The 21,175-nt window shown below is 33.4% G+C and carries 20 protein-coding genes and 2 pseudogenes; 9 read left to right on the top strand and 13 right to left on the bottom strand.

Going from position 1 to position 21,175, the window contains the following annotated elements; all coding sequences use genetic code 11:
• The first annotated feature begins 32 nt into the window (after positions 1 to 32).
• The 4 genes and pseudogenes from Q0977_RS03455 to Q0977_RS03440 all read left to right on the top strand — a co-directional run bounded on the left by Q0977_RS03455 (position 33) and on the right by Q0977_RS03440 (position 3,304).
• A complete protein-coding gene (locus tag Q0977_RS03455) occupies positions 33 to 1,217 on the top strand; it encodes an MFS transporter (protein WP_299510628.1) in 1,185 nt (394 codons plus the stop codon).
• Positions 1,218 to 1,580: 363 nt separating this feature from the next.
• Positions 1,581 to 1,871, top strand: a pseudogene (locus Q0977_RS03450) (MFS transporter); the annotation flags it as partial.
• Positions 1,872 to 2,150: 279 nt separating this feature from the next.
• Complete coding sequence (locus Q0977_RS03445) at positions 2,151 to 2,915, top strand: LAGLIDADG family homing endonuclease (RefSeq protein ID WP_299510626.1); 765 nt, start codon at positions 2,151 to 2,153, stop codon at positions 2,913 to 2,915.
• A 17-nt stretch (positions 2,916 to 2,932) separates the two neighbouring features.
• Entirely contained in the window at positions 2,933 to 3,304 is a 372-nt protein-coding gene (locus Q0977_RS03440; protein WP_119415911.1) for an rRNA methyltransferase, read from the top strand.
• A gap of 219 nt (positions 3,305 to 3,523) precedes the next feature.
• Here Q0977_RS03440 and Q0977_RS03435 read toward each other — a convergent pair whose 3' ends face one another.
• Positions 3,524 to 3,805 (bottom strand): hypothetical protein, encoded by a 282-nt coding sequence (locus Q0977_RS03435; protein WP_299510623.1) that lies wholly within the window; start codon positions 3,803 to 3,805, stop codon positions 3,524 to 3,526.
• Positions 3,806 to 4,046: 241 nt separating this feature from the next.
• Here Q0977_RS03435 and Q0977_RS03430 point away from each other — a divergent pair.
• Positions 4,047 to 4,494, top strand: a pseudogene (locus Q0977_RS03430) (topology modulation protein).
• 67 nt (positions 4,495 to 4,561) lie between these two features.
• Here Q0977_RS03430 and Q0977_RS03425 read toward each other — a convergent pair.
• Positions 4,562 to 6,223, bottom strand: a complete 1,662-nt coding sequence (locus Q0977_RS03425; protein WP_299510621.1) for an ABC transporter substrate-binding protein — start codon at positions 6,221 to 6,223, stop codon at positions 4,562 to 4,564.
• 98 nt (positions 6,224 to 6,321) lie between these two features.
• Between Q0977_RS03425 and Q0977_RS03420 the strand changes: the two genes are divergently transcribed.
• On the top strand, positions 6,322 to 7,554 hold the full coding sequence (locus Q0977_RS03420; protein ID WP_299510619.1) for an MFS transporter: 1,233 nt from the start codon (positions 6,322 to 6,324) through the stop codon (positions 7,552 to 7,554).
• A gap of 10 nt (positions 7,555 to 7,564) precedes the next feature.
• On the opposite strand, the gene Q0977_RS03415 is transcribed toward Q0977_RS03420, so the two are convergent.
• The 4 genes from Q0977_RS03415 to Q0977_RS03400 are packed head-to-tail and all read right to left on the bottom strand — an operon-like array spanning position 7,565 to position 10,896.
• Positions 7,565 to 8,020 (bottom strand): GNAT family N-acetyltransferase, encoded by a 456-nt coding sequence (locus tag Q0977_RS03415; protein WP_299510617.1) that lies wholly within the window; start codon positions 8,018 to 8,020, stop codon positions 7,565 to 7,567.
• 39 nt (positions 8,021 to 8,059) lie between these two features.
• The gene (locus Q0977_RS03410) at positions 8,060 to 8,599 is read right to left on the bottom strand and encodes a GrpB family protein (protein ID WP_119415905.1); all 540 of its coding nucleotides are present in this window, start codon (positions 8,597 to 8,599) and stop codon (positions 8,060 to 8,062) included.
• Between the two features lie 24 nt (positions 8,600 to 8,623).
• Entirely contained in the window at positions 8,624 to 9,307 is a 684-nt protein-coding gene (locus Q0977_RS03405; RefSeq protein WP_119415904.1) for a response regulator, read from the bottom strand.
• A 14-nt stretch (positions 9,308 to 9,321) separates the two neighbouring features.
• A complete protein-coding gene (locus Q0977_RS03400; protein WP_299510733.1) occupies positions 9,322 to 10,896 on the bottom strand; it encodes a sensor histidine kinase in 1,575 nt (524 codons plus the stop codon).
• A 114-nt stretch (positions 10,897 to 11,010) separates the two neighbouring features.
• Between Q0977_RS03400 and Q0977_RS03395 the strand changes: the two genes are divergently transcribed.
• The gene (locus tag Q0977_RS03395) at positions 11,011 to 12,057 is read left to right on the top strand and encodes a DctP family TRAP transporter solute-binding subunit (RefSeq protein WP_299510615.1); all 1,047 of its coding nucleotides are present in this window, start codon (positions 11,011 to 11,013) and stop codon (positions 12,055 to 12,057) included.
• Between the two features lie 259 nt (positions 12,058 to 12,316).
• Positions 12,317 to 13,597 carry a dicarboxylate/amino acid:cation symporter gene (locus Q0977_RS03390; RefSeq protein WP_119415902.1) on the top strand — a complete coding sequence of 427 codons (1,281 nt, stop codon included), beginning with the start codon at positions 12,317 to 12,319 and terminating at the stop codon, positions 13,595 to 13,597.
• A gap of 151 nt (positions 13,598 to 13,748) precedes the next feature.
• Here the strand turns inward: Q0977_RS03390 and Q0977_RS03385 are convergent, their stop codons facing one another.
• Positions 13,749 to 14,246, bottom strand: coding sequence for a GNAT family N-acetyltransferase (locus Q0977_RS03385; RefSeq protein WP_119415901.1), 498 nt, complete (start codon positions 14,244 to 14,246; stop codon positions 13,749 to 13,751).
• Between the two features lie 319 nt (positions 14,247 to 14,565).
• Here Q0977_RS03385 and Q0977_RS03380 point away from each other — a divergent pair, with 319 nt between their 5' ends.
• A complete protein-coding gene (locus Q0977_RS03380; protein ID WP_299510610.1) occupies positions 14,566 to 15,771 on the top strand; it encodes an MFS transporter in 1,206 nt (401 codons plus the stop codon).
• Between the two features lie 173 nt (positions 15,772 to 15,944).
• Here the strand turns inward: Q0977_RS03380 and Q0977_RS03375 are convergent, their stop codons facing one another.
• From Q0977_RS03375 to arsB, 6 genes are all read right to left on the bottom strand, one after another.
• Positions 15,945 to 17,246 (bottom strand): NAD(P)-binding domain-containing protein, encoded by a 1,302-nt coding sequence (locus Q0977_RS03375; protein ID WP_299510731.1) that lies wholly within the window; start codon positions 17,244 to 17,246, stop codon positions 15,945 to 15,947.
• A 129-nt stretch (positions 17,247 to 17,375) separates the two neighbouring features.
• Positions 17,376 to 17,582, bottom strand: a complete 207-nt coding sequence (locus tag Q0977_RS03370; RefSeq protein ID WP_124217565.1) for a hypothetical protein — start codon at positions 17,580 to 17,582, stop codon at positions 17,376 to 17,378.
• A gap of 9 nt (positions 17,583 to 17,591) precedes the next feature.
• Positions 17,592 to 17,876: a Fe-S cluster assembly protein HesB gene (locus tag Q0977_RS03365; RefSeq protein ID WP_299510605.1), complete on the bottom strand. Its 285-nt coding sequence runs from the start codon at positions 17,874 to 17,876 to the stop codon at positions 17,592 to 17,594.
• 1 nt (position 17,877) lies between these two features.
• Positions 17,878 to 19,653, bottom strand: a complete 1,776-nt coding sequence (gene arsA, locus Q0977_RS03360; RefSeq protein ID WP_299510603.1) for an arsenical pump-driving ATPase — start codon at positions 19,651 to 19,653, stop codon at positions 17,878 to 17,880.
• The gene (gene arsD, locus Q0977_RS03355; RefSeq protein WP_119415895.1) at positions 19,653 to 20,021 is read right to left on the bottom strand and encodes an arsenite efflux transporter metallochaperone ArsD; all 369 of its coding nucleotides are present in this window, start codon (positions 20,019 to 20,021) and stop codon (positions 19,653 to 19,655) included. The genes arsA and arsD overlap by 1 nt, the downstream gene beginning before the upstream one ends.
• Before the next feature lie 101 nt (positions 20,022 to 20,122).
• Positions 20,123 to 21,175 carry an ACR3 family arsenite efflux transporter gene (arsB, locus tag Q0977_RS03350; protein ID WP_299510601.1) on the bottom strand — a complete coding sequence of 351 codons (1,053 nt, stop codon included), beginning with the start codon at positions 21,173 to 21,175 and terminating at the stop codon, positions 20,123 to 20,125.

The raw sequence follows: 21,175 nt of genomic DNA, 5'->3' as shown, positions 1-21,175 counted from the left end.
GATTGACTTTGCAAGAAATGGAGATAAATAACGTGGAAAAGGGAAAAATTTGGACGAAGGATTTTATATTTTTATTAGCATCTAATTTCTTAGTTGCTTTAAGCTTTTACTTATTAATGACGTCGATGGCTGTATATGCGATTCAGCAATTTAAAGCATCAGAAAGTAGTGCTGGATTGGCTGCAAGTATTTTTGTAGTTGGGGCATTATTTGCTCGTTTACTTGCAGGAAGGCTTATGGATGTAATAGGTCGTAAAAAATTGTTGTATAGTGGATTAACTTTATTTTTAGTCGCTTCGATTACATATTTATTTGTTACAAGCATTGGTTTCTTAATGGTTATTCGATTTTTACATGGGATTGCATTTGGTATTTCGACGACTATTTTGGTAACTGTATCTATGGCAAGACTACCAGATGATAAAAGAGGCGAAGGTACGGGGTATTTTTCATTAAGCACGGCAGCTGCAACAGCTATTGGTCCCTTTTTAGCGTTGTATATTACGAATAATTTTAGTTATAACACGATGTTCGCTTATTGTATAACTTTCAGTATCCTAGCATTGGTATCAACAGCATTAGGTAAAATAACAGAGGTTGATTTAACACCGGAACAAAAAGAGAATTTGAAAAAGGGCTTTAAATTGAAAGATTTCTTTGAGAAAAAAGCTCTTCCAATTTCATTGCTTATGTTCATAAGTGGTATTACTTATTCAAGTATTATTTCTTTTATTAATTCGTATGCTATTGAGATCAATTTAACAAAAGCTGCTTCTTTTTTCTTTGTCGTTTACGCTATATTCTTATTTATAGCTCGTCCGATTGCTGGAAAATTGTTTGACAAAAAAGGTGAAAATATCGTTGTTTATCCTTCTTTTGTATTGTTTGCGAGTAGCTTATTATTAATTGCTTTTGCGAACAATGGCTTTATTCTTTTACTGGCGGGCGTATTCCTAGCTCTAGGGTACGGAACATTAATGTCTAGTATGCAAACAATTGCTGTGAAAGTATCACCACCACATCGCTTAGGATTAGCCATTTCAACATTTTTCGTTTGCATGGATGCCGGTATGGGAATCGGTGCTTATGTTATTGGCTTAATTGTTGAACAATTTGGTTTTCATACGATGTACATTATTTTAGCTATAGCCATCTTCTTATTAATTCCTGCTTATTATTTTGTACATGGTAGGAAAGCAAGTAGTGTAAAAGTGTAGGGGATTGTAAACATACATTTACCTAAAGTCGCTGTCTGTCGATTGCAGATAGCAACTTTTTTATTGTCTTTATTCTAGTTAAGTAGTTTTTGAAGTAAGTGGTATGTATCATTCTTGATTAAAAATTAGCTTACAATATTCAAAGTATAAACACGAACAATCGAATATCAAAGCAAGTAATCATTCGTATTAATTGCTGAAAAATGCGATTTCACCATCGGCTGGATAAAATTCGGAATAACTTAAACACGAACGATTAAATTAAGAATAACCTACCGCTTAAAAGTAATATTTTACTGGGCTTTTATTAGAATTAATTGCTACGATACATTAAATGAATTTGCTTTGTGATTGTTTCAGGTTATCACCATGCCACTTAATACAGCGGCTCTCAACGCATTGCCACGCGAATTAGCGTCGCATGGTTCAGCAGTAAACAATACAGTACGCCAGTTAGCCGGTGCAGTCGGTACTGCTGTCATTGTCACAATTTACTCAACACAGTTAACACACGCAATGAAAGTATCAACAACATCACCACTAGCAACAGCAGCCGGCGAGACATATTTCTACTTGTTTATACTTGCTTGTATCACATTTGTTTTAGCTTGGTTTACACCGAAACCGAAAAAGGTTGAAATACAAGTGTCTTAAATTTAATAAATCTCTTTATTTTTAAATCATAGGTACTTGAAGTTGCTGTCTGTATTTTGCGGGCAGCAACTTTTTTATTATTTTTAACCTAGATAAGTAGTTTTTAGCGTTATATTGACTATGTAAGTAGACAATGAAGATGTAATATTGAAGTAAGAAGATGAAATTAGCACTTTTCTTGACCAACAGAACGTTAGTTCGCATTATATAAATAAAGAAGTATTTAGTGTATCTCAAGTAGAAAATCACTAATTATCTATGGAAAGAAAGGGGATAGCTATGCCTAGAAAACCTGGTATTACAGATGAAGATATTATTTGTTTGTATAAAAGTGGACTTTCGGACAAAGAATTATCGTCTATTATCGGCTTAACGAATCGTGCTATTCGAAATGTGATCAATAAACATGGAATAAAATTAAATGGTGTACCAAGAAAACATAAAGTAAATGAGCATTTCTTTAAAGATTGGACACATGAGATGGCTTGGGTTTTAGGGATGTTTATCACAGATGGATGTGTACACAAAGGTACGCAAACAATATCTTTTTCACAAAAAGGTGAAACGATATTAAAAGAAATCGCTAATTATATGGATGCAGATTATGTTCTTGCACCAACAGGTCCAACAAGAACTGTGCCAACTTTATTGATCAATTCAAAAATCATTAAAAATGATCTTCAGAACTTAGGAATTACATCTAAAAAGTCGTTAACTGTACCGTTTCCGGAAGTTCCAGAAGAGTTTTTACCATCATTTATTAGAGGAGTAATAGATGGTGATGGGTGGGTTCAAAAAAGAGGTTATGTAATGAATATAACGACTGCTAGTGAACAATTTGCAGATGGTTTATTATCAGTATTTCAAAATTGGGGTTTACGATCTGAAATTACAATCGAAATGACTCAAGCTAATCGTAAAATTTTCCGAGTATGGGTGAAAGGAAAAAATACTTTACCAAGACTAGCCAAAATTATTTATAATAATGTACCAGAACACTATATTTCAAATAAAAAAGCGCTTATGCTAAAGCATAAAATTTAAAATAAGGACTGAATGCAATGTGGAAAAATATAAACGGTAAATTGTATCAATCAATTGATACAGCAAGAGTAAAATTTAGAACAAATATTAGTAAATCATTATTAAATCAATTAGATAAGATTGCTGTTGAAAATGACACCCATGTAAATTATTTATTGGAATCTGGTCTGAAAAATCTAATAGAGCTAGATACTATTACGTTTGATAAGAAGTGCCGTCCTAAAGATCGTGTACAATATAAAACTACATACGATTCAGAATTACTCGAACAGGTTAAAATATTTGCGAAAAAACATCATTTATTTATAAACGATGTAATTGAATATAGTGTAAAATACATCGATATGGAAGAAGTGAAAAAAAGTCGTCATAGATTCAGAATAGAATAGTGTTTATCGCTATTCTAAACTACGCCCCGGTCATAATATAAATTCTAGGAAGTTACGTTTCATTCCAAAAGTATACTTGAAATAGTGAGATATTTTAAGTTTTTAAACAATATAAAAACTTCAGCATTTTTATATACTGAAGTTTTTCACCGTATTATTTATTTGTTTGATAATTAATCTTTATCAAATGCATTTCACACCAAATGCTCCGTATATTAATTATGTCTTTTCGTTATTCTTGTGCGTCTTTATCCTTGTATATCCATTTCGAATCTTCCATTTCATGGTTTTGTATATGTGTATAATCATCGTTTTTAATTCTGTTATTTGATATGAATTCTGTATAGTTTTTTGAATATTAATACTTACATTATCATCCATCGATTCTAAATTTTTTATGGCCTTTTCAAATTGTTTCTCTGATACTTTTATTCTCATATCGATTAATACTAACGGGATTAAGCATGTAGATAAAATCAGTACGATATAAACCAAAAACAATACTGATCCCCCTTTCCTATCCTCTATTTCTACTACACACTATTCCCTTATTTATATGATTAATAAACATCAGTGATACAAATTTTTCAAATTATTTAAAAATACGCCACATTTTTTCATTAGAATTAAGTTTTATTTCAATTTCTTTACATTTTATTAAAATTACAATAAAAGTTATTATCTGTTAGGTTTATAATGTAATCGTACTACTTCAACAATAGTTATTCATAAGGAGACTTTTATGAAAAAGATTATGCTTATCGGTTCAGGAGGTTCAGGAAAATCTACATTAGCTAGACAGTTAGGCAATATTTTAAACATACAGGTATACCATCTAGATGCGATATTTTGGAAACCTAATTGGGAAGGCGTTTCAAAGGAAGAACAAATAAGCATTCAAACAGATCTAGTCAAAAAAGATGAATGGCTTATTGATGGAAATTATGGAGGGACATTGGATATTAGGATGGATGCAGCAGATACAATCATCTTTCTTGATATAAATAGAACAATTTGATTTTGATTTTTTAAGATGGATATGGAATTATCCTAAGATGAAAAGACCTGATATTTTAAGAAAGCTTCATGACTTGCCTGAAAATAAACAAATTATCATATTAAAATCCAAGAAAGATGTCCAAACATTTTTGGAGTATTTAAAAACTAAATCTGCTGAAAGAATACTATAAAAATAACCATCATATTATCGGTATGATGGTTATTTTTATATAAGTTAGTCCTCTTTGCTAAAGCCATTCAAAGAATATGTGGTTTCAACCATAAACTTGAGAAGTCTACATAACCAAAGCTTTTTATAGAAATGTTTTGAAGATCTGTAGTAAACGGTATCATTCTTTTTGAATAGTAAAGTGGTATCATGATCGACTTTTCGATTAACATTTTTTCGATTTGATGATTTAATTCTTTCCAATTTGCAATCGATGTACATTTAAAGTTTGAGGATAATTCCTTTATATCAGAATCGACAGAAAATACTTCTGAAATTAAATAATCTAATCCCTTTACTAAATGAAAGAACGAATATTGTGGATTCACTTCATATACTTCACCGAATATAGTAATATCCGCTTCAATATCTTTTAAATTCCCATAGAGGGCATCATTAAACGTTTTATGAACAATCTCTATCTGAATACCAGCTGCTTCTATTTTCTCTTTCAACCAATATGACATTTCCTTCGTATAGTTAACTACTTGCATTTTAAGAGGTCTATATATACGTGGCTTTTCTTTTACGAGAGGAATGTTAAACGCTTCCCTATTCCCCAACTGAAACCCTTCTGCATTTGGATAATAAGAGCCTTTAAAACTTTCATGTGAAGCTATTTCATGACGATATTTTGCAATGATTTGATGGATATAATGACGTAAATCTGGATTTTCAAGCGGAGATTCATGACAATAATTCATAACAACTACACCAAATCCAGAATCACTTTTCACTTCAAACAACTCATCTGCTTCATCTGTTTGAGAAGTATGATAGATGATTTCAAAATCTGTAGGTACTTGAATAAACTCAATTCTATCAAGTAGTGGACGTTCTTTATAATAAGTATCAAATGCCTTTATAAGCGTTCTTGTTTCATTATCTTCAACAAGATAAAAAGGACCTGTTCCAATTAAATTTCCTTCGTACGCTTTATAGATACTTGCATATGTATTACTTAATAGAGGCAGCATATAATCTGCAAATGAATGAAGATCAAAATCTACTACATAAGGTGCTGGCGAATAAATACGATAAACAGGTTCCCAAATGTCAACATGTCTAAGATGCCTTCTAAGCTTTTCTAAACACGATACAACATCTGAAGCTGTTAACAGCGAGCCATCATGAAAACGAACACCTTTTCTTAGATAAATACGAAATTTCCCTTCTAAACATTCCCAACTATGCGCAATCCCTGGAGTAAAGTCCCCTGCTTCGTCAACATTAATAAGACGATCATAAAGTGTAGTGACCATATTAGCGCTATATACATCTATTGCCTCTAAAGGATGAAATGAGATAAATCGAAAACGTAACGGAATGATAAGGCTATCGTTTTCATCTTGTATAAATCCAATTTTTGTTTGAAATAGAGTCGTTAACCGCTCCTTACTTGAAGGAGACCAATCAAACGTTAGTAATTTCGCTGCATTTTCTACAGATTCCTCTTCCAACAATCGGATTGCCTCTTTAAGATAAATCGTTTCAACTGGTTTTAGCCATTCAATAGATGAGCTATTCCCTCTTCCTTTACCAGGTATGTATCTTATCCAACCATTATCTTGCCATTTCCGTAACAAACGCGTTGTTTGCTTAAGTGATAGTCCTAGTACATTAGCAACTTGTTGTTGCTTACATTCCCCTGTCTTAACGTTTTGATAAAGCTTTAAAAGCATACTATCCATTCTCTCACCCTTTCAAAACTAGACATCATTTCCTATATTGTCTATTTTTAACATTATAAGTCTAGTTTACTATTATTGAAAAGAGAGAGGTGAAAAACATGAATATTTTTCAATTACCACAAAATATTAAATTACGATTAATCACATCATTTTTCAATCGAATGGCTTCAAATTCTGTGATGCCGTTCATGGCGTTGTTTTTTACACAAGAGAAAAATAAAATTTATGCAGGAATTATATTAGTAATCTCTGTGGCTGTAAGTTTTATTTCTGGGATTATTGGAGGTTATTTAGCAGATTGCTTTAAACGAAAGCATCTTCTCTATTGGACATCTACGATTGCGCCTACATTTCTATTAATCATGACTCTATGTCTTATTCCTGAAAAAAGACCGATTTACTTATTCGCGGTCATTTACTTGCTATTTATCTTCTCAAACAATTTAGGGCGTCCTGCTTTAGAAGCTATCATTTTAGATTCATCAACACCTAAAAATAGAAAAGCTATTTATACATTAGAGTATGGGTTAACGAATTTGTCTATCAGTCTTGGAGCAATTTTAGGCGGGTTACTATACATCAATCATCAAATCTTATTATTCGCTATTTTAACCATTATTACTTATGGTATTTCAGTAGCATATTTTATCTGGTTAGAAGATGAACAAGTATCAGTAAGAAAGAAAACCAATGACAATATGTTTATTGACTTATTACAAAGCTATCAAACCGCATTAATGGATAAACGTTTTGTACAGTTAGTGTTAGGGTTTATGTTTGTATTTACTGCTGAACGTTCTCTTAGTAGTTATATAAGCGTACGCCTTAAAGAAACATTTGATACCATTTCAATATTCAATTTTGAAATTGAAGGGGTACGGATGTATAGTATTTTAAACGTTGAAAATACGTTATTAGTTGTTTGTTTTACTTTCTTAATAGCAAATTTGACTAAATCATTATCCAATAAGAAAATACTCTTAATAGGGTTAATCTTATATGGTATTGGCTATAGTTTAATAACTTCCGCTAATAACTTTTTTGTTCTAATCTTATTAGGATTTATCGCTACACTTGGAGAACTATTGTATTCACCTGTTTTTAACACAGAACAAGCAAATTGCATTCCAGAAGACCAAAGAGGTTCCTACTTAGCGTTTTCTAGCTTAAGCTTTAACGGAGCTACCTTGCTGAGTAACGCTTCATTGATCTTAGGTGCATACCTTTTACCTTGGCAAATGTCGATTTGGATTGCAATTATTATTTTTCTAGGTATTTTCATCATGTATCATGGGTTATATTATGTAAAAAAAAGAGAGCAATTTGCTTAATGCTCTCTTTTTAGTTCAAATTTTTTTCGAATAAGGTCAAAGATAAATTCTCTTCAACTGTTATTTCTTTTAACATTGTAAAACCATTCTTTTGATAAAATTCTATGGCTGGTGAATTTTTGGAGCCAGTTGTTACAATCATTTTTTTTGCATCATGAAATTCTTCCTGAAGAAAGTATAGAAGTTTTTTTGCAATTCCTTTTCTCAAATGATTAGGATGAACAAATAAACGATGGATATCTACTATATCTTCCTCAAGTTTCACCGATATTACGCCACACAACTCTTCATCTATAAAATATCCAAAGAATGTTTCATCACAATTATGTAATGACGCAACAGTATCTTTCAAAGGAGGTATTTCATAATTATCTAGTAACGCTGCTTCTATCCTATAAGATGGAAATTGAACACTCAAAACACGTTCAGCGCTTTCTAGATTCTTAATGTTAATCTTTTTGATCAATCTATATCCCCCTCCATTAAGTTATTAAAACCTCTTAGGCTAAATAGTTCCTCTACAGGCTTCTTTCCAAGCTTTAGCCCTTTGATCTATCTCTTGTATGAGGTCATGCTTTCCTTTAATATATTCTTCAATATTCGTTGGGTATTGCTGAGCTAATGTTTGCTTTAACACCGCATATTGATTTGCTTCGACAGGATGTGTTTTTAAATAATCACGAAAAGTTAAATGCCGTTCGATTTCCTGATCACCTGTTTGAAACATATGTATATGGTGTGAGCGATGGAGAAGGGTTCCTTTGATCAAATAGCGCCTACCTGGAATTCCGTTTTCGCCTTTTGGAATATAACCGTTATTTGTTAGTTGTTCATTATATGAGTCTATTTTCTGAATATCTTTCACTTCAACGAGTACATCTATAATAGGCTTAGCAAACATATACGGAATTGATGTACTACCTATATGATGAATAGCGATAACTTCATCTACTAGTATTTGTTCAAGACTTTCTGCTTCTTCGCTAAAAAGAATTGGCCAATTGAAATCATAAGGAACTACTTTTACTTCTCTCACTTCTCCCATACGCTCTCCCCTATCTATTTAATGTTAATAAATTAAGCGATATTGATTGACCGGACGTCCTACACCACCGTATTGAATGTCAATCTTCACTTTGTTTTGCTTTTCAAGATAATCTAAATATCTACGAGCAGTCACACGCGCAAGCCCAACACCATTTGCTACCTCTTCTGCTGAGACAGACTGCTCCTGTGTACCAATATAAGTGACAATCTTCTCTAGAGTAGCAGCATTAAGTCCTTTAGGTAGTTTTGTATCAGTTTGATGTGGCTTTTGTTGATGATGAAGGAGGAGGTCCAACTCTGATTGAGTCATCTCACTCTTTCCATCGATTTTCGTTTTAAACTGACGATAATTTTGTAATGTATGCTCCATTCGTTCAAACGAAAATGGCTTCATAATATAATCAAACACACCTAATTGAAGCATTTTTCGAATTGTCTTCATATCATTTGCTGCTGTAACAGCAATAACATCCACTTTTAACCCTTTTTCACGAATCTTTGTTAACGTTTCAATACCATCTTGTTCTGGCATAAAAATATCCATAAAAACAAGATCTGGTTTAAGTTGTTTGATTTGTTGAATGCCTTCTACACCATTTTTAGCCGTACCTATTAAATGATAACCAGGTACTTGTTCGATAAATTGACGATTAACTTGTCTTACCATCGGATCGTCTTCTACTAGTAAAACTTGTATTAGGTCCATCCTTTCAACCCCTCTTATACATAAAATGTAACATAAATACTTGTTCCTTCTCCAGGTGTACTTGTAACGTCTATCGTACCGTCAAATTTTTTTACGATATCTTGTATTAAATAAAGGCCAATACCGTGATTCTCATTTCTTTTTGTTGTATAACCGTTATCAAAGATACGTTCAATTACTTCTTGTGACATACCGACACCGTTATCTTCCACTAAAACGGATAAAGTTTCATCATCCTGATCGATACTAATCATTACTTTCTTTTCGTCTTTTTTAGCTAATTGCAATGCATCAAAAGCATTTTCAATTAAGTTCCCGATAATAACAACAAAATCATTAAAATCTAACTGCTCCGGTAAATAAGTTAGTTGACTATTCATATCAATTTCAACGCTAATTCCTAATTCTTTCCCGTGATTGATCTTACTTAACAACAAACCGGATATATTTTGGTTTTTAATACGATCATTTAAGAAGTTTGCTATTTCTTCTTGTTTATCTTTTACTTCTTCAATATAGTTAAGCGCCTGTTGATAATGACCTAATTGCAAGAGTCCAGCGATTGTATGAATCTTATTTTTATGCTCGTGATTTTGAATACGTAAAGCTTGTACAAATTCTTTCACGCCTGTAAGCTCTTCCGCTAACTTCTTTACTTCTGTACGGTCTTGGAAGATTGCAATCGCTCCTACCGTTTTACCATCAACTTCAATTGGTACCCGGTTACTCATAATCGTATGCTGATTGATCAAGAGCTCTTTGTTATAGATAGGGATATTATAATCGAGAATTTCCGGTAGTCGTGTATCAGGTAAAATATCATATATTTTCTTACCGACTAAATTGTCTTCTGTAACCCCTAAAATTTGTTTTGCCTTTGTATTGAATATAGTAACTGTAAACTCATTATCAATCGTAATGATTCCTTCATGCATAGCGTTGAACGTTTCTGTCCGTTCTGTATACATTTTGGCAATTTCATGTGGCTCTAGATCAAACATTTGCTTCTTCATATTACGTCCAAGGATCCATGCGCCCCATGCACCAAATAGGAGGGACAATAATGTAGCAACTAAAATTTCTTTTCGAATCCCATACAAAATTTCGAAAATACTTGGTAAGTTGTAGCCTACAATGACGACACCTATTTGCTTGTGTTTAGCATCCATAATCGGGACAAAAGCTCGAATTGTCGTACCTACCTCACCTTTTGCCTTTGACAAATAATAATGCTCGGTAAAAGCTGCATTTTCATCGTTTGTTTTTGACTTTTTGCCTATTAAATCTTTAACAGGGTGTGACAAACGAATATGGTCCATATTTAGCACAACAATATAATCTGCTTTGTTTATAATACGAATGCCTTCAATTGTTTCATTAATGGTTTTTGCTTGTTCTTGAGGCTTTTTATCTGATAGTAATTCATGTTGAACTTCTGGAAGCTTTGCGACTGTTCTAGCAATCAGCATAGCTTGATTTCCAAGTTCCTTTTCTTTAGTGGATAAAATATTCCCAATTACAAATATCCCTGCAACTAAAAATGAAAACACAATGATGAAGAAGGTGAGCGACATAATTTTGCCGTTCATAGACAGATGTTGCTTTCGTTTCACCGCTCGTCCTCCAATCTGTTAGTATATAAATATTGTAACATTTGCAATTATGTTAGAATAGAAAGAAAATGTCAGAATGTTGGTGATTGCATGAAAGTTTATATAACAACCGCCATTTTAACAATTGTGCTGCTTCTTAGCTATATCGGTTATAGTCAGCAATTTTGGCAAAATTCAACGTTACCGGTGGATGAAGAACAACAAGGCTTAAATAAGCAAATCGTGATCAATTTTAGCCATGTAGTGGCAGAGGATACGCCGAAAGGTCAAGCAGCTATTAAATTTGCTGAGCTTTTAGAGCAAAAATCGAATGGACGAATACATGTCGTTATTTATCCTAATGGCATGCTTTATAATGATAATAATGAGTTAAAAGCATTACAGAATAATGATGTTCAAATGATTGCTCCTACCTTTTCTAAGATGACAAAAACGATTCCTTCTTGGGAAGTATTAGACTTACCTTACTTATTCCATACGGATGAAGAGGTAGAAAACGTATTAAATGGGCGTATAGGCGAACAATTACTTAACCAGTTGAATCACGTAAATATAAAAGGATTAGCATTTTGGAACAATGGCTTTAAACAAATGATTTCGGAAGAAAAGCCTTTAGTAAGATTAGAAGATTTTAAGAATATAAAAGTACGTGCTATGCCAAGTAAAGTATTACAAACGCAATTTGAATTACTTGGTGCAAAATCAGTGAATACATCATTTGATGAATTATATACGGAAATTGAAAACCATGAAATTGATGCACAAGAAAATACGTTATCGAATATTTATTCGAAAGGATTTTATAAAGTCCAAAATAACATTACATTAACGAATCATGGCTTATTAGGTTATTCAGTTTTAATGAATGAAGACTTTTGGAACAGTCTTCCCCAAAATCTTCAAGAAGATGTGTTGGATGCGATGAAAGAAGCAACTGAGTGGAATTTTCAAATGGCGAAAGAAATGAACTCGAATGATTTAGAAAAGTTAAAAAAACAAGATCATATTAAAATAAATACATTGTCTGTTGCAGAACAAAATAAATGGAAGCTTAAATTCAAGCCACTTTATTCGCTATATAAAAATCATGTTGGCGCAACATTTTTAAAAGAAATTCAAACAGAGCTAAATCATTAAGTATACTGTTTTAGTACAAAATGAGTTTAATTGATTAAATAATGAAAAAATTTTTAAGTCGGGAATTTATTCTCGGCTTTTTCTTATAGCTTGATATGACTGAATTTACTCGACAATTTAAAGCCTATATAACTTTTAAGACCAAAATGACCAAAAAGAGTTTTATAACCATAATAATAGATTTGAGAATTATAGGAGTATGATAATTTTGTAAGCGATAACAACGAAGAAACACATCACACACAAAGAAGGAATGGATATGAGAATTAATTTTAAAAACTTAACCGTACAAGTTATTTGTGCAATTATTTTAGGGATTATTGTTGGTGTATTATTCCCTAGCTTCGCTGCTCAACTAAAAGTATTAGCGGACATTTTCATTAAATTAATCAAAATGTTAATCGCTCCAATTATTTTCTTAACAGTTGTTACCGGAATCGGTGGCATGGGGAATTTGAAGAAAGTTGGCACAATCGGTGGGAAAGCACTGATCTATTTTGAAATAGTTTCTTCCATTGCATTAGCAATCGGTTTAGTTGTTGTTCACATTATTCAACCAGGTAGGGGTTTAGATACATCTTCAGCTAATGCTGGTGCAGTTACTCAGTTCACTAAACAAGCTGCCGAATCAAATCATGGTTTTGTAGCATTTATCACAAACATTATTCCAGATAACTTTTTTGGATCTCTTGCAAACGGCGAATTATTGCCAGTACTATTCTGCGCAATTCTATTTGGGGTAGCCGCTGCATCAATTGGTGAACCAGTAAAACCAGTGATTAAACTTTGCGAACAAGTTTCAGAAATCTTCTTTAAAATCATTAATATGGTTATGAAGCTTTCTCCTATCGGTGCATTTGGCGCTATGTCATTTACAATTGGTAACTTCGGGTTATCATCATTATGGTCTCTAGGTAAACTAATGCTTGGTGTCTATACGACAATGGCACTTTTTGTTATCGTGGTACTTGGTTTAATCGCAAAATTCTTTGGCTTTAATATTTTAAAATTCATCAATTATATTAAAGATGAATTGTTCCTAGTATTAGGAACATCTTCTTCGGAATCAGCCTTACCATTAATTATGAAGAAGCTTGAAAAATTCGGCTGTTCAAAACAAGTAGTTGGACTAGTTGTTCCGACCGGATATTCTTTCAACTTAGATGGTACATCTATTTACTTATCAATGGCTGCTATGTTTATCGCACAAGCTTACAATGTTGACCTATCCCTATGGCAACAAATCTACTTATTAGGGATTTTAATGATTACCTCTAAAGGTGCTGCAGGGGTAACTGGTTCAGGATTTATCACGTTGGCAGCAACATTAGCTGCATTCCCAATGATTCCTGTTGAAGGTATTGCTTTACTAATCGGTGTTGACCGCTTCATGTCTGAAGCTCGTGCAATAACGAACATCATCGGTAATTCAGTTGCAACAGTTGTCGTTGCCAAAATGGAAAAAGAATATAGTCCAGAACAGCATCACCATTTAGAAGAAGAGATTAAAATTGCGCATGAAAATGCACATGCTCACTAGCAGAACGTCATGAAAGGAACTCGATCTCCTCGACAATGACTTTCGATATCGCCACCCGCACTCTCCTCGTTGCGGGTGGTTTTTTATTTTTAATGTAATGAATCGAATTCGTAACTAAAGCTAGATGGTTCGTCATAATATCTTTTTTAACTCAATTGACCTTTTTACTTCTACGTTCTAATAACAAAACATCTCTCCACATACCATTATGTTGCGCAATCTTTTCACGAAACCCCACTTCTCGGAATCCTTGGTTTTTATGCAATTTTATACTTGCTATGTTTTCTTTGAAAATTGAAGATTGTAAAGTCCAAAATCCGTGTTTTTCACTTTCCTCTATCAATTTTAAAAGTAATAAAGTTCCTATTCCTTTGTTTTTTACTTTTGTGGACACATAGATACTAACTTCTCCAACACCTTTATATACAACTCGCTTAGATACTGGGCTTATGGCAATCCATCCAACTACATTCTTTTTGTTTACAGCAACCATTCTACATGTAGGATGATGTGATGTAGTCCACTCTTCAAAAGTTGGTACTTCAGTCTGAAATGTTGCATTTCCTGTAGCAATTCCTTCTACATAAATTTTCTTCACCATTGGCCAATCTGTATCTAACATCTCTCTAATTTCAATATGCTCCCCCATTTAAATCCTCCTATTTCGTTCAGTATGTACTGCTGTTTTATCTAAGTAAGGTAAAATTGTGATGCAACATTTATTATAAGAAAATTATTAATTTTGTGATATTATATTTAAAGAAGTGATTTCTTATTTAACAAAAATGCTTATGGAATTAAGTAATCTAATTAAACTAATTGATACAAAAGATAAGGTTAAACAATTTGTGATAAATCTATATCCCCCAGATTTATCCGCTAGAAAAGGAGCTAAATTTTAATGATTAGTCCAATTTAATATTCCCTCTTATTCTTGAATTGAATTAATAATATCGGGGGATATATCCATGAAAGTTAATAGAAATTTTTCTTTATTACTTTTAGGTCAGTCAATCGCTAATATAGGCGATGTATTATATATGGTTAGTATTATAAGTACGATTTTTGTTTTAACGGGCTCTGCAACTACATCATCACTTGTACCATTTACGATTACTACTTCTATGTTTATATCTAGTCTACTGACACCTATTCTAGTTGGAAAAGTAAATCTGAAATGGTTGTTGGCTTGTTCGCAGATTGGAAAAACGATTTTACTTGTTATTTTAGGTATATTGTTACTGCATATTACGGCATCTAATTACTATTTAATCTTTATAATAATAGGATTGATTGCTTTTTTTGATGGTTGCGCAAATCCGATTATACAAACATTAATCCCATACTATGTTAAACCAGAACATCTAATTCGAGCTAATGGAATGACTGATACTGTAACGCAGGTTATACAAGCAGTTATGTGGTTCATAGGAAGCTTATTTCTACTTGTGATGAGTTCTCAGCAACTTGTTTGGTTAGTTGGATGTTTATTCGTCATTGCAAGTATCCTAATGTGCCTTTTAGAAAGTGTACATCATAAACCAATTGAGCAAAAAGGAGTTCTAGAACAGATTAGTGAAGGATGGAAAACTTTATCTAATACACCTGTATTAAGAAAGATTGCTTGGATCGACTTTCTGGAAACAATTGCAGGAACGGTTTGGATTGCTGCCATTTTATATGTGTTTGTCAACGATGCTTTGAACGTCGATGAGAAATGGTGGGGATTTATCAACGGAGCATTCTTTATAGGTATGATTTTAGGGAGTATTTATTGTATTAAATTTTCCTCTTTTGTTGAAAAGAGATTAGGAACTTTTATATTTGTCGGTTCATTCGCCAGTTTCTTCGTCATCATCTTATTTGGTCTAAATAGTAGTCCAATCATTGCCTTACTTTTAGCGCTCTGTACAGGTATTTTCGGGCAAATCAAGAATATTCCTCAACAATCCGTTATTCAAACTAGTGTTTCAAAAGAACGGTTGGCAACTGTTTATACATCATTAGGTGCGATTGGAACTGGGATTTTCGGCGTGAGTTCTCTTGTTATGGGAATGATACCAGATTTGTTTGGGATTAGAGTCGTATTCGTTATTTCGGGGCTATTGTTTGCGATCATAAGTATCATTGTTCATACAAATAAACAATTGTTTACTAGAAATGTGATGGAATAATAAATTACTAAAAGACTAACTGCTCCATTTTTCAATTGATTTCTTAATAGTTTGTGTATTTTTAGACCTAGAGTAACTTCAGTATAGTAAAAAGAGCTTGGATGCCCCAAGCTCTTTTTTGTTGGTATTGATATAGCGACTTGATACTTAACATAACTATTTACATATTTACTTTAACAACATGATGCCCCTGTATTATTTAGGTTAGTACTACATACACCAGTTTCAGGTAAATCAAGCTCGACACGTTTTGAAGCTTCTATATCTCCTGCAAGATAAGCTGTAATCGAGCGTACTTGTTCATACCCAGTTGCCATTAAGAAAGTAGGTGCACGTCCATAACTCTTCATCCCAACAATATACAATCCTTGTTCAGGTTGACGAAGAATTGCTTCTCCGTGAGGTCGAACTGTACCACAACTGTGAACGTTTGGATCGATGAGTGGTGCAAGTGCTTCTACGCTTTCTGTAGCTGGGTCAATAGATAATCGGAGTTCTTGCTCAATTGAAAAGTCCGGGCGATTACCAGTATTAACGATTAACTCATCAATTTCCTTTATAGAAATGATTTCATCATGATAACGTCCTACAAGCTCCAATTGTTCGTTTAATGCTTTGACTTGCATTGTATAAAATGGTGTATAGACTTTAACTTTACCTGAATCGACTAATGAATGGATTTTAGTACCTAATGCACCACGAGCTTCTAATGCATCCTTTTCTTCTCCTCCGAAAGCATCTGCTACATGTTTTTTACGAAGAATCCATAGTAATTTTGTTTGTGGATATTCGATTTGAAGTTCGGCTAATTCTAATAATGTATTAATAGCTGAATGTCCACCACCAATTACAGTAATTGTCTTATTTGCATAGTGATTTGTATTTTCCTTAACATTTGGTATTCCATATTCAATATGATCTTGGCATTCTTTTTCAGAAGCAAGCCAAACACCATTCGATGTTGCTGGATTAGGATTTTCCCAAGTTCCAGTTGCATCAATAACGGCACGAGCTTCTATTATCTCTACACCATGATTGCGTTCTACATAGATTTCAAATGGTTGTTTTTCACGATTTAATGATTTCATTTTATCGTTTTCTTTACGAGCAATAGATACAACTTTTGAATTGTAACGAATGGATTCTTTTAATACAGGTAATTCGCTTAATGGTTTTAAATATTGATCTATTAATTCTTTACCTGTTGGTAAGAGATCATCCTGAGGTGATTGCCAATACGTTTCTTCTAATAACTTGCGTGCAGCTTTATCTATATCGTATTGCCAAGGACTAAACAAATGCACATGTTGCCATTTACGAATATTTTCAGCTACTTGTTGACCTGACTCTAAAACGATAAATGGTACTTTTTGTATTGCTAAATTTGCAGCTGCTGCAAGACCAATAGGACCAGCACCGATAATAGCAACTGGTAAATCCAAATTAAATTGTATTGGGTTAGTCGCTTCTGTCATCTTAACTTCAGGAGAAGAACAGCAAGATGTTTCATTTACTGTTTCTGATGAACAACATGAAGTCGTAGTAGATTCTGCCCCACAGCAAGATGATTGCTTTGTTATATTAAACAGTTTAATTTCTTTCATTTAATACCCCTTCTTTTCTATTTGCTCTATTGCTTTCTTAAAATGTAAGGCGGTGTTTTCTCCATATAAATTAGGGTTACCTCGAAAAAATTGTTCAGTCATATATTGACTTGCTTCTTTTAAAGAAAATTGCCTTGCATTCATCACAAGCTCCAAATAACGTATAAAATAATCTACCGATAATGTGCTAGCATGATTAACTGTCATCTTATATCCTTAGCAACCGCAACTTGGTGCGTAGCCCTCTAATACTAAACCCATTTCTCCATCTTGTTCTTCTACATTAATCGTTACATTTTGTAACTCTTGGGCCATTTCAGGCATGATTGCAATATTAACATCGTTTACTTTTTCGATTTGATCGCCTTCTTCAGCTGGCACGAGTCCAACAGCTAGATTCATACCACAACATCCAGCAACTCCATAAAAGCGAAGTGTATCAGCATTATTTTCTTTCATCGCACTTAAGATATATTGTTTTGCATTTTCAGTCATTTTCATTTTATTTTTCCTCCAATAATGTGTGTAATCCATCTAATCCTGTTGGTTCTTTAAGACTCCAAGGGATTATGACAGTATGATTATTTGATAAAGTATTGATTTTCTCTAACCATTTAACTTCATGTTTTGCCTTTTGAGATAGTAAAGGATTTACTGTCTTTATATTGATAAATGATTGGTTGACAATCCAATGGGAAACATTTAATCCCGCACGTTTTAAATCATTTTGTAAACGAGCTGCTTCATAAACAGGTGTTGCCTCAGGTAATGTTGTAATAAGTATCGATGTCTTATCTTTATCTCTCAATGTAGGTAACAAATGCTGTATAGCAATTGGAACCTCACCTGAAGTACGACTTATTTCCTTATGATAGCTCTCCGTAGAATCAAGTAACAACAAGGTATGACCAGTAGGAGCCGTATCTATTACGATAATTTCATCGGGGTGGGATTCAATAACTTCAGCAAACGCTCTAAATACAGCGATTTCTTCCGTACAAGGAGATTCTAAATCTTCTCGTATAAAGGCAAGCCCATCCTCATCCATTGACTCACATGCTTTTTGTAATACTTCTTTTTTATAAGATTCCAAAACTGTGTTCGGATCAATATTACTAATCGTTAATGTTGCTGGCTTATTATCTCCTAATACCCACTTAATGTGTGCAGCAGGATCTGTTGTTGTTAAATGAACGCGCTCACCTTTTTCTGCAAGTCCTAAAGCGACAAGTGTTGCGACTGTGGTTTTACCAACGCCACCTTTTCCCATTGTAAAAATAATACGTTTCGAATCTTCCATAATCTCCTCGATTAACTGATGAATCGATAATGAATGGGGTGAATAATCCTCACTTGTAATATCAGGTAAGCTTTCATTGATGTCTATATTATTGAACCAAGCACCCATTCGATTTAATGATGTAATGGTGTATGGAACGAGCGGCAAGGTATAGGTAGGTAAATTTGATAATTCTACAGGCATATTTTCCATAGCTGAACGTTGACGCTTATAGAAAGCACTAGCATAAGCATCTTCTGAATCAGGAACCTCTAGTAATCCATTAATTATTAGCTGTTGATTTTCAATTCCAATATCTGAAAGTTCTTTTGATGCTCTTGCAGCCTCTTTTAACGGATTAGTATCAGGACGTGTAACAAGTATTAATGTAGTTAGATCGGCATTTGATAAAACGTCAACTGCCTTTTTGTACATTTGCTTTTTCCCTTCTAATCCAGCTAGAGGTCCTAGACAAGATGCTCCAGATGAATTATCAGCTAAAAATCCACTCCAGGCCATTGGAAGTTGTAGTAAGCGCAAAGTGTGACCAGTAGGGGCTGTATCAAAAATAATGATGTCAAATTCTTCTTGAACCTTTTGATCTGTTAAGAGTGCTGAGAATTGATTGAAAGCTGCAATTTCAACAGTACAGGCTCCTGACATTTGCTCCTCCATAGATTGAATGGCTACATCGGGTAATTTCCCTCTATAAGGAGCTATTACTTGTTCCTTATAATCATTTGCAGCTTGCACAGGATCTAAATTTAATGCATATAACGACGTCGTACCTTGAATCAAGGAAGGTTCATTCGTTAAAGGCTGATTGAAAATATCTTGTAAATTACTGGCTGGGTCAGTACTAATTAATAAAACTCGTTTTTGATCATTAGCAACTGAATAAGCTAAGCTGCTTGCAACAGAAGTTTTACCCACACCACCTTTTCCAGTAAAAAATACATATTTGGACTTAGGATAATGTGATTTTGTAAAGCGTTCCATTATAGACCGCCACCTTTTGTATGGAGAGATAATCGTACTTTCGGCTTTTTAGTTAATTCTGAGATTTCTAACCCAGTCCATTTTGCAACCTCTTCATTTGTTGGATAACGATTTGTCATCATCAACTTATCATCCAAAAATACATAAGGTAGCTCATTTACTCCAACAGAAGTAAGCATTTCATTTACTTCTGAGTTGTCGACAAATGCTTGTGGGTCACTTGATAGATTATGGCGTGTAATTGGATAGTTTTTGTTTTCAAGGTTTTTTACAATAAATGAAACACGCAATAATTCGGGATCAATAGATGGTCCACATACACCACTATCACAGCACATTGCTGGGTCATAGATTTCAATTTTTTTCATCTTTCCCGCTCCTTACATAAGCAATTTATATGAATGTAAAAATCTTAGCTTATTCTTTAATATGATTACCGATAGCAGAAACTTCCTAGAATAATATTCCTTTACAACCTAATTTTAAAGTATTTCTTCTGCCATCTTAGTGCCACTCCTACAAGTGCTATTAAGACAGGCACTTCAACTAATGGTCCAATAACTGCTGCGAATGCTTCGCCACTATTAATACCAAATACAGCTACGGCCACAGCAATCGCTAATTCAAAGTTGTTACTAGCAGCTGTGAAAGAGAGTGCTGCTGTTACTGGATAACTTGCACCCGCTTTTTTCGATGCAAAGAATGAAACAATAAACATAATTAAGAAGTATATCAATAATGGGATTGCAATACGTAATACGTCTAATGGTAGAGCAACAATTTTATCTCCCTTTAATGAGAACATCATGATGATTGTAAACAACAAAGCAATTAGAGTAAGTGGAGATATTTTAGGGATAAATTTTTCTTGATACCAATCTTTTCCCTTAAGTTTAATCCCAATAACACGTGTGAGAATCCCTGCTGCAAAAGGAATGCCTAAATAAATCAGAACACTTTTGGTGATTTCCCACATAGAGATTGAAACAGATAAGTTTTCCATACCAAACCAACCAGGCATCACATTCAAGAAGAAGTAAGCAAAAGTTGAATAGAATAGAATTTGGAACACGGAGTTAAAAGCAACTAAGCCAGCTACATATTCGCTATCGCCTCGTGCTAGATCATTCCATACGATAACCATCGCAATACAACGTGCTAAACCAATCAAGATAAGCCCTGCCATATATTCTGGATAATTATGTAGAAAAATAATGGCTAAGAAGAACATTAAAAATGGCCCTAAAAGCCAGTTCTGTAATAAAGAAAGTAATAATATCTTCCAATCTTTAAATACTCTCCACATTTCTTCATATTTCACTTTAGCAAGTGGAGGATAAAGCATAACAATAAGGCCAATTGCAATCGGAATTGATGTAGTACCGACGGATAGTTTATCTAATGTATCCTTAAAATCAGGAACTATAATACTTAGTAAAATACCTAAACCCATTGCAAGAAAAATCCATAATGTTAGATAACGATCGAGAAATGATAACTGTTTTGTTAATGGTTTTTCCAT

Origin of the sequence: uncultured Rummeliibacillus sp., assembly GCF_934216135.1 — a bacterium.
Taxonomy (GTDB): Bacteria; Bacillota; Bacilli; order Bacillales_A; family Planococcaceae; genus Rummeliibacillus.
This window is presented reverse-complemented; position numbering and strand designations above follow the sequence as displayed.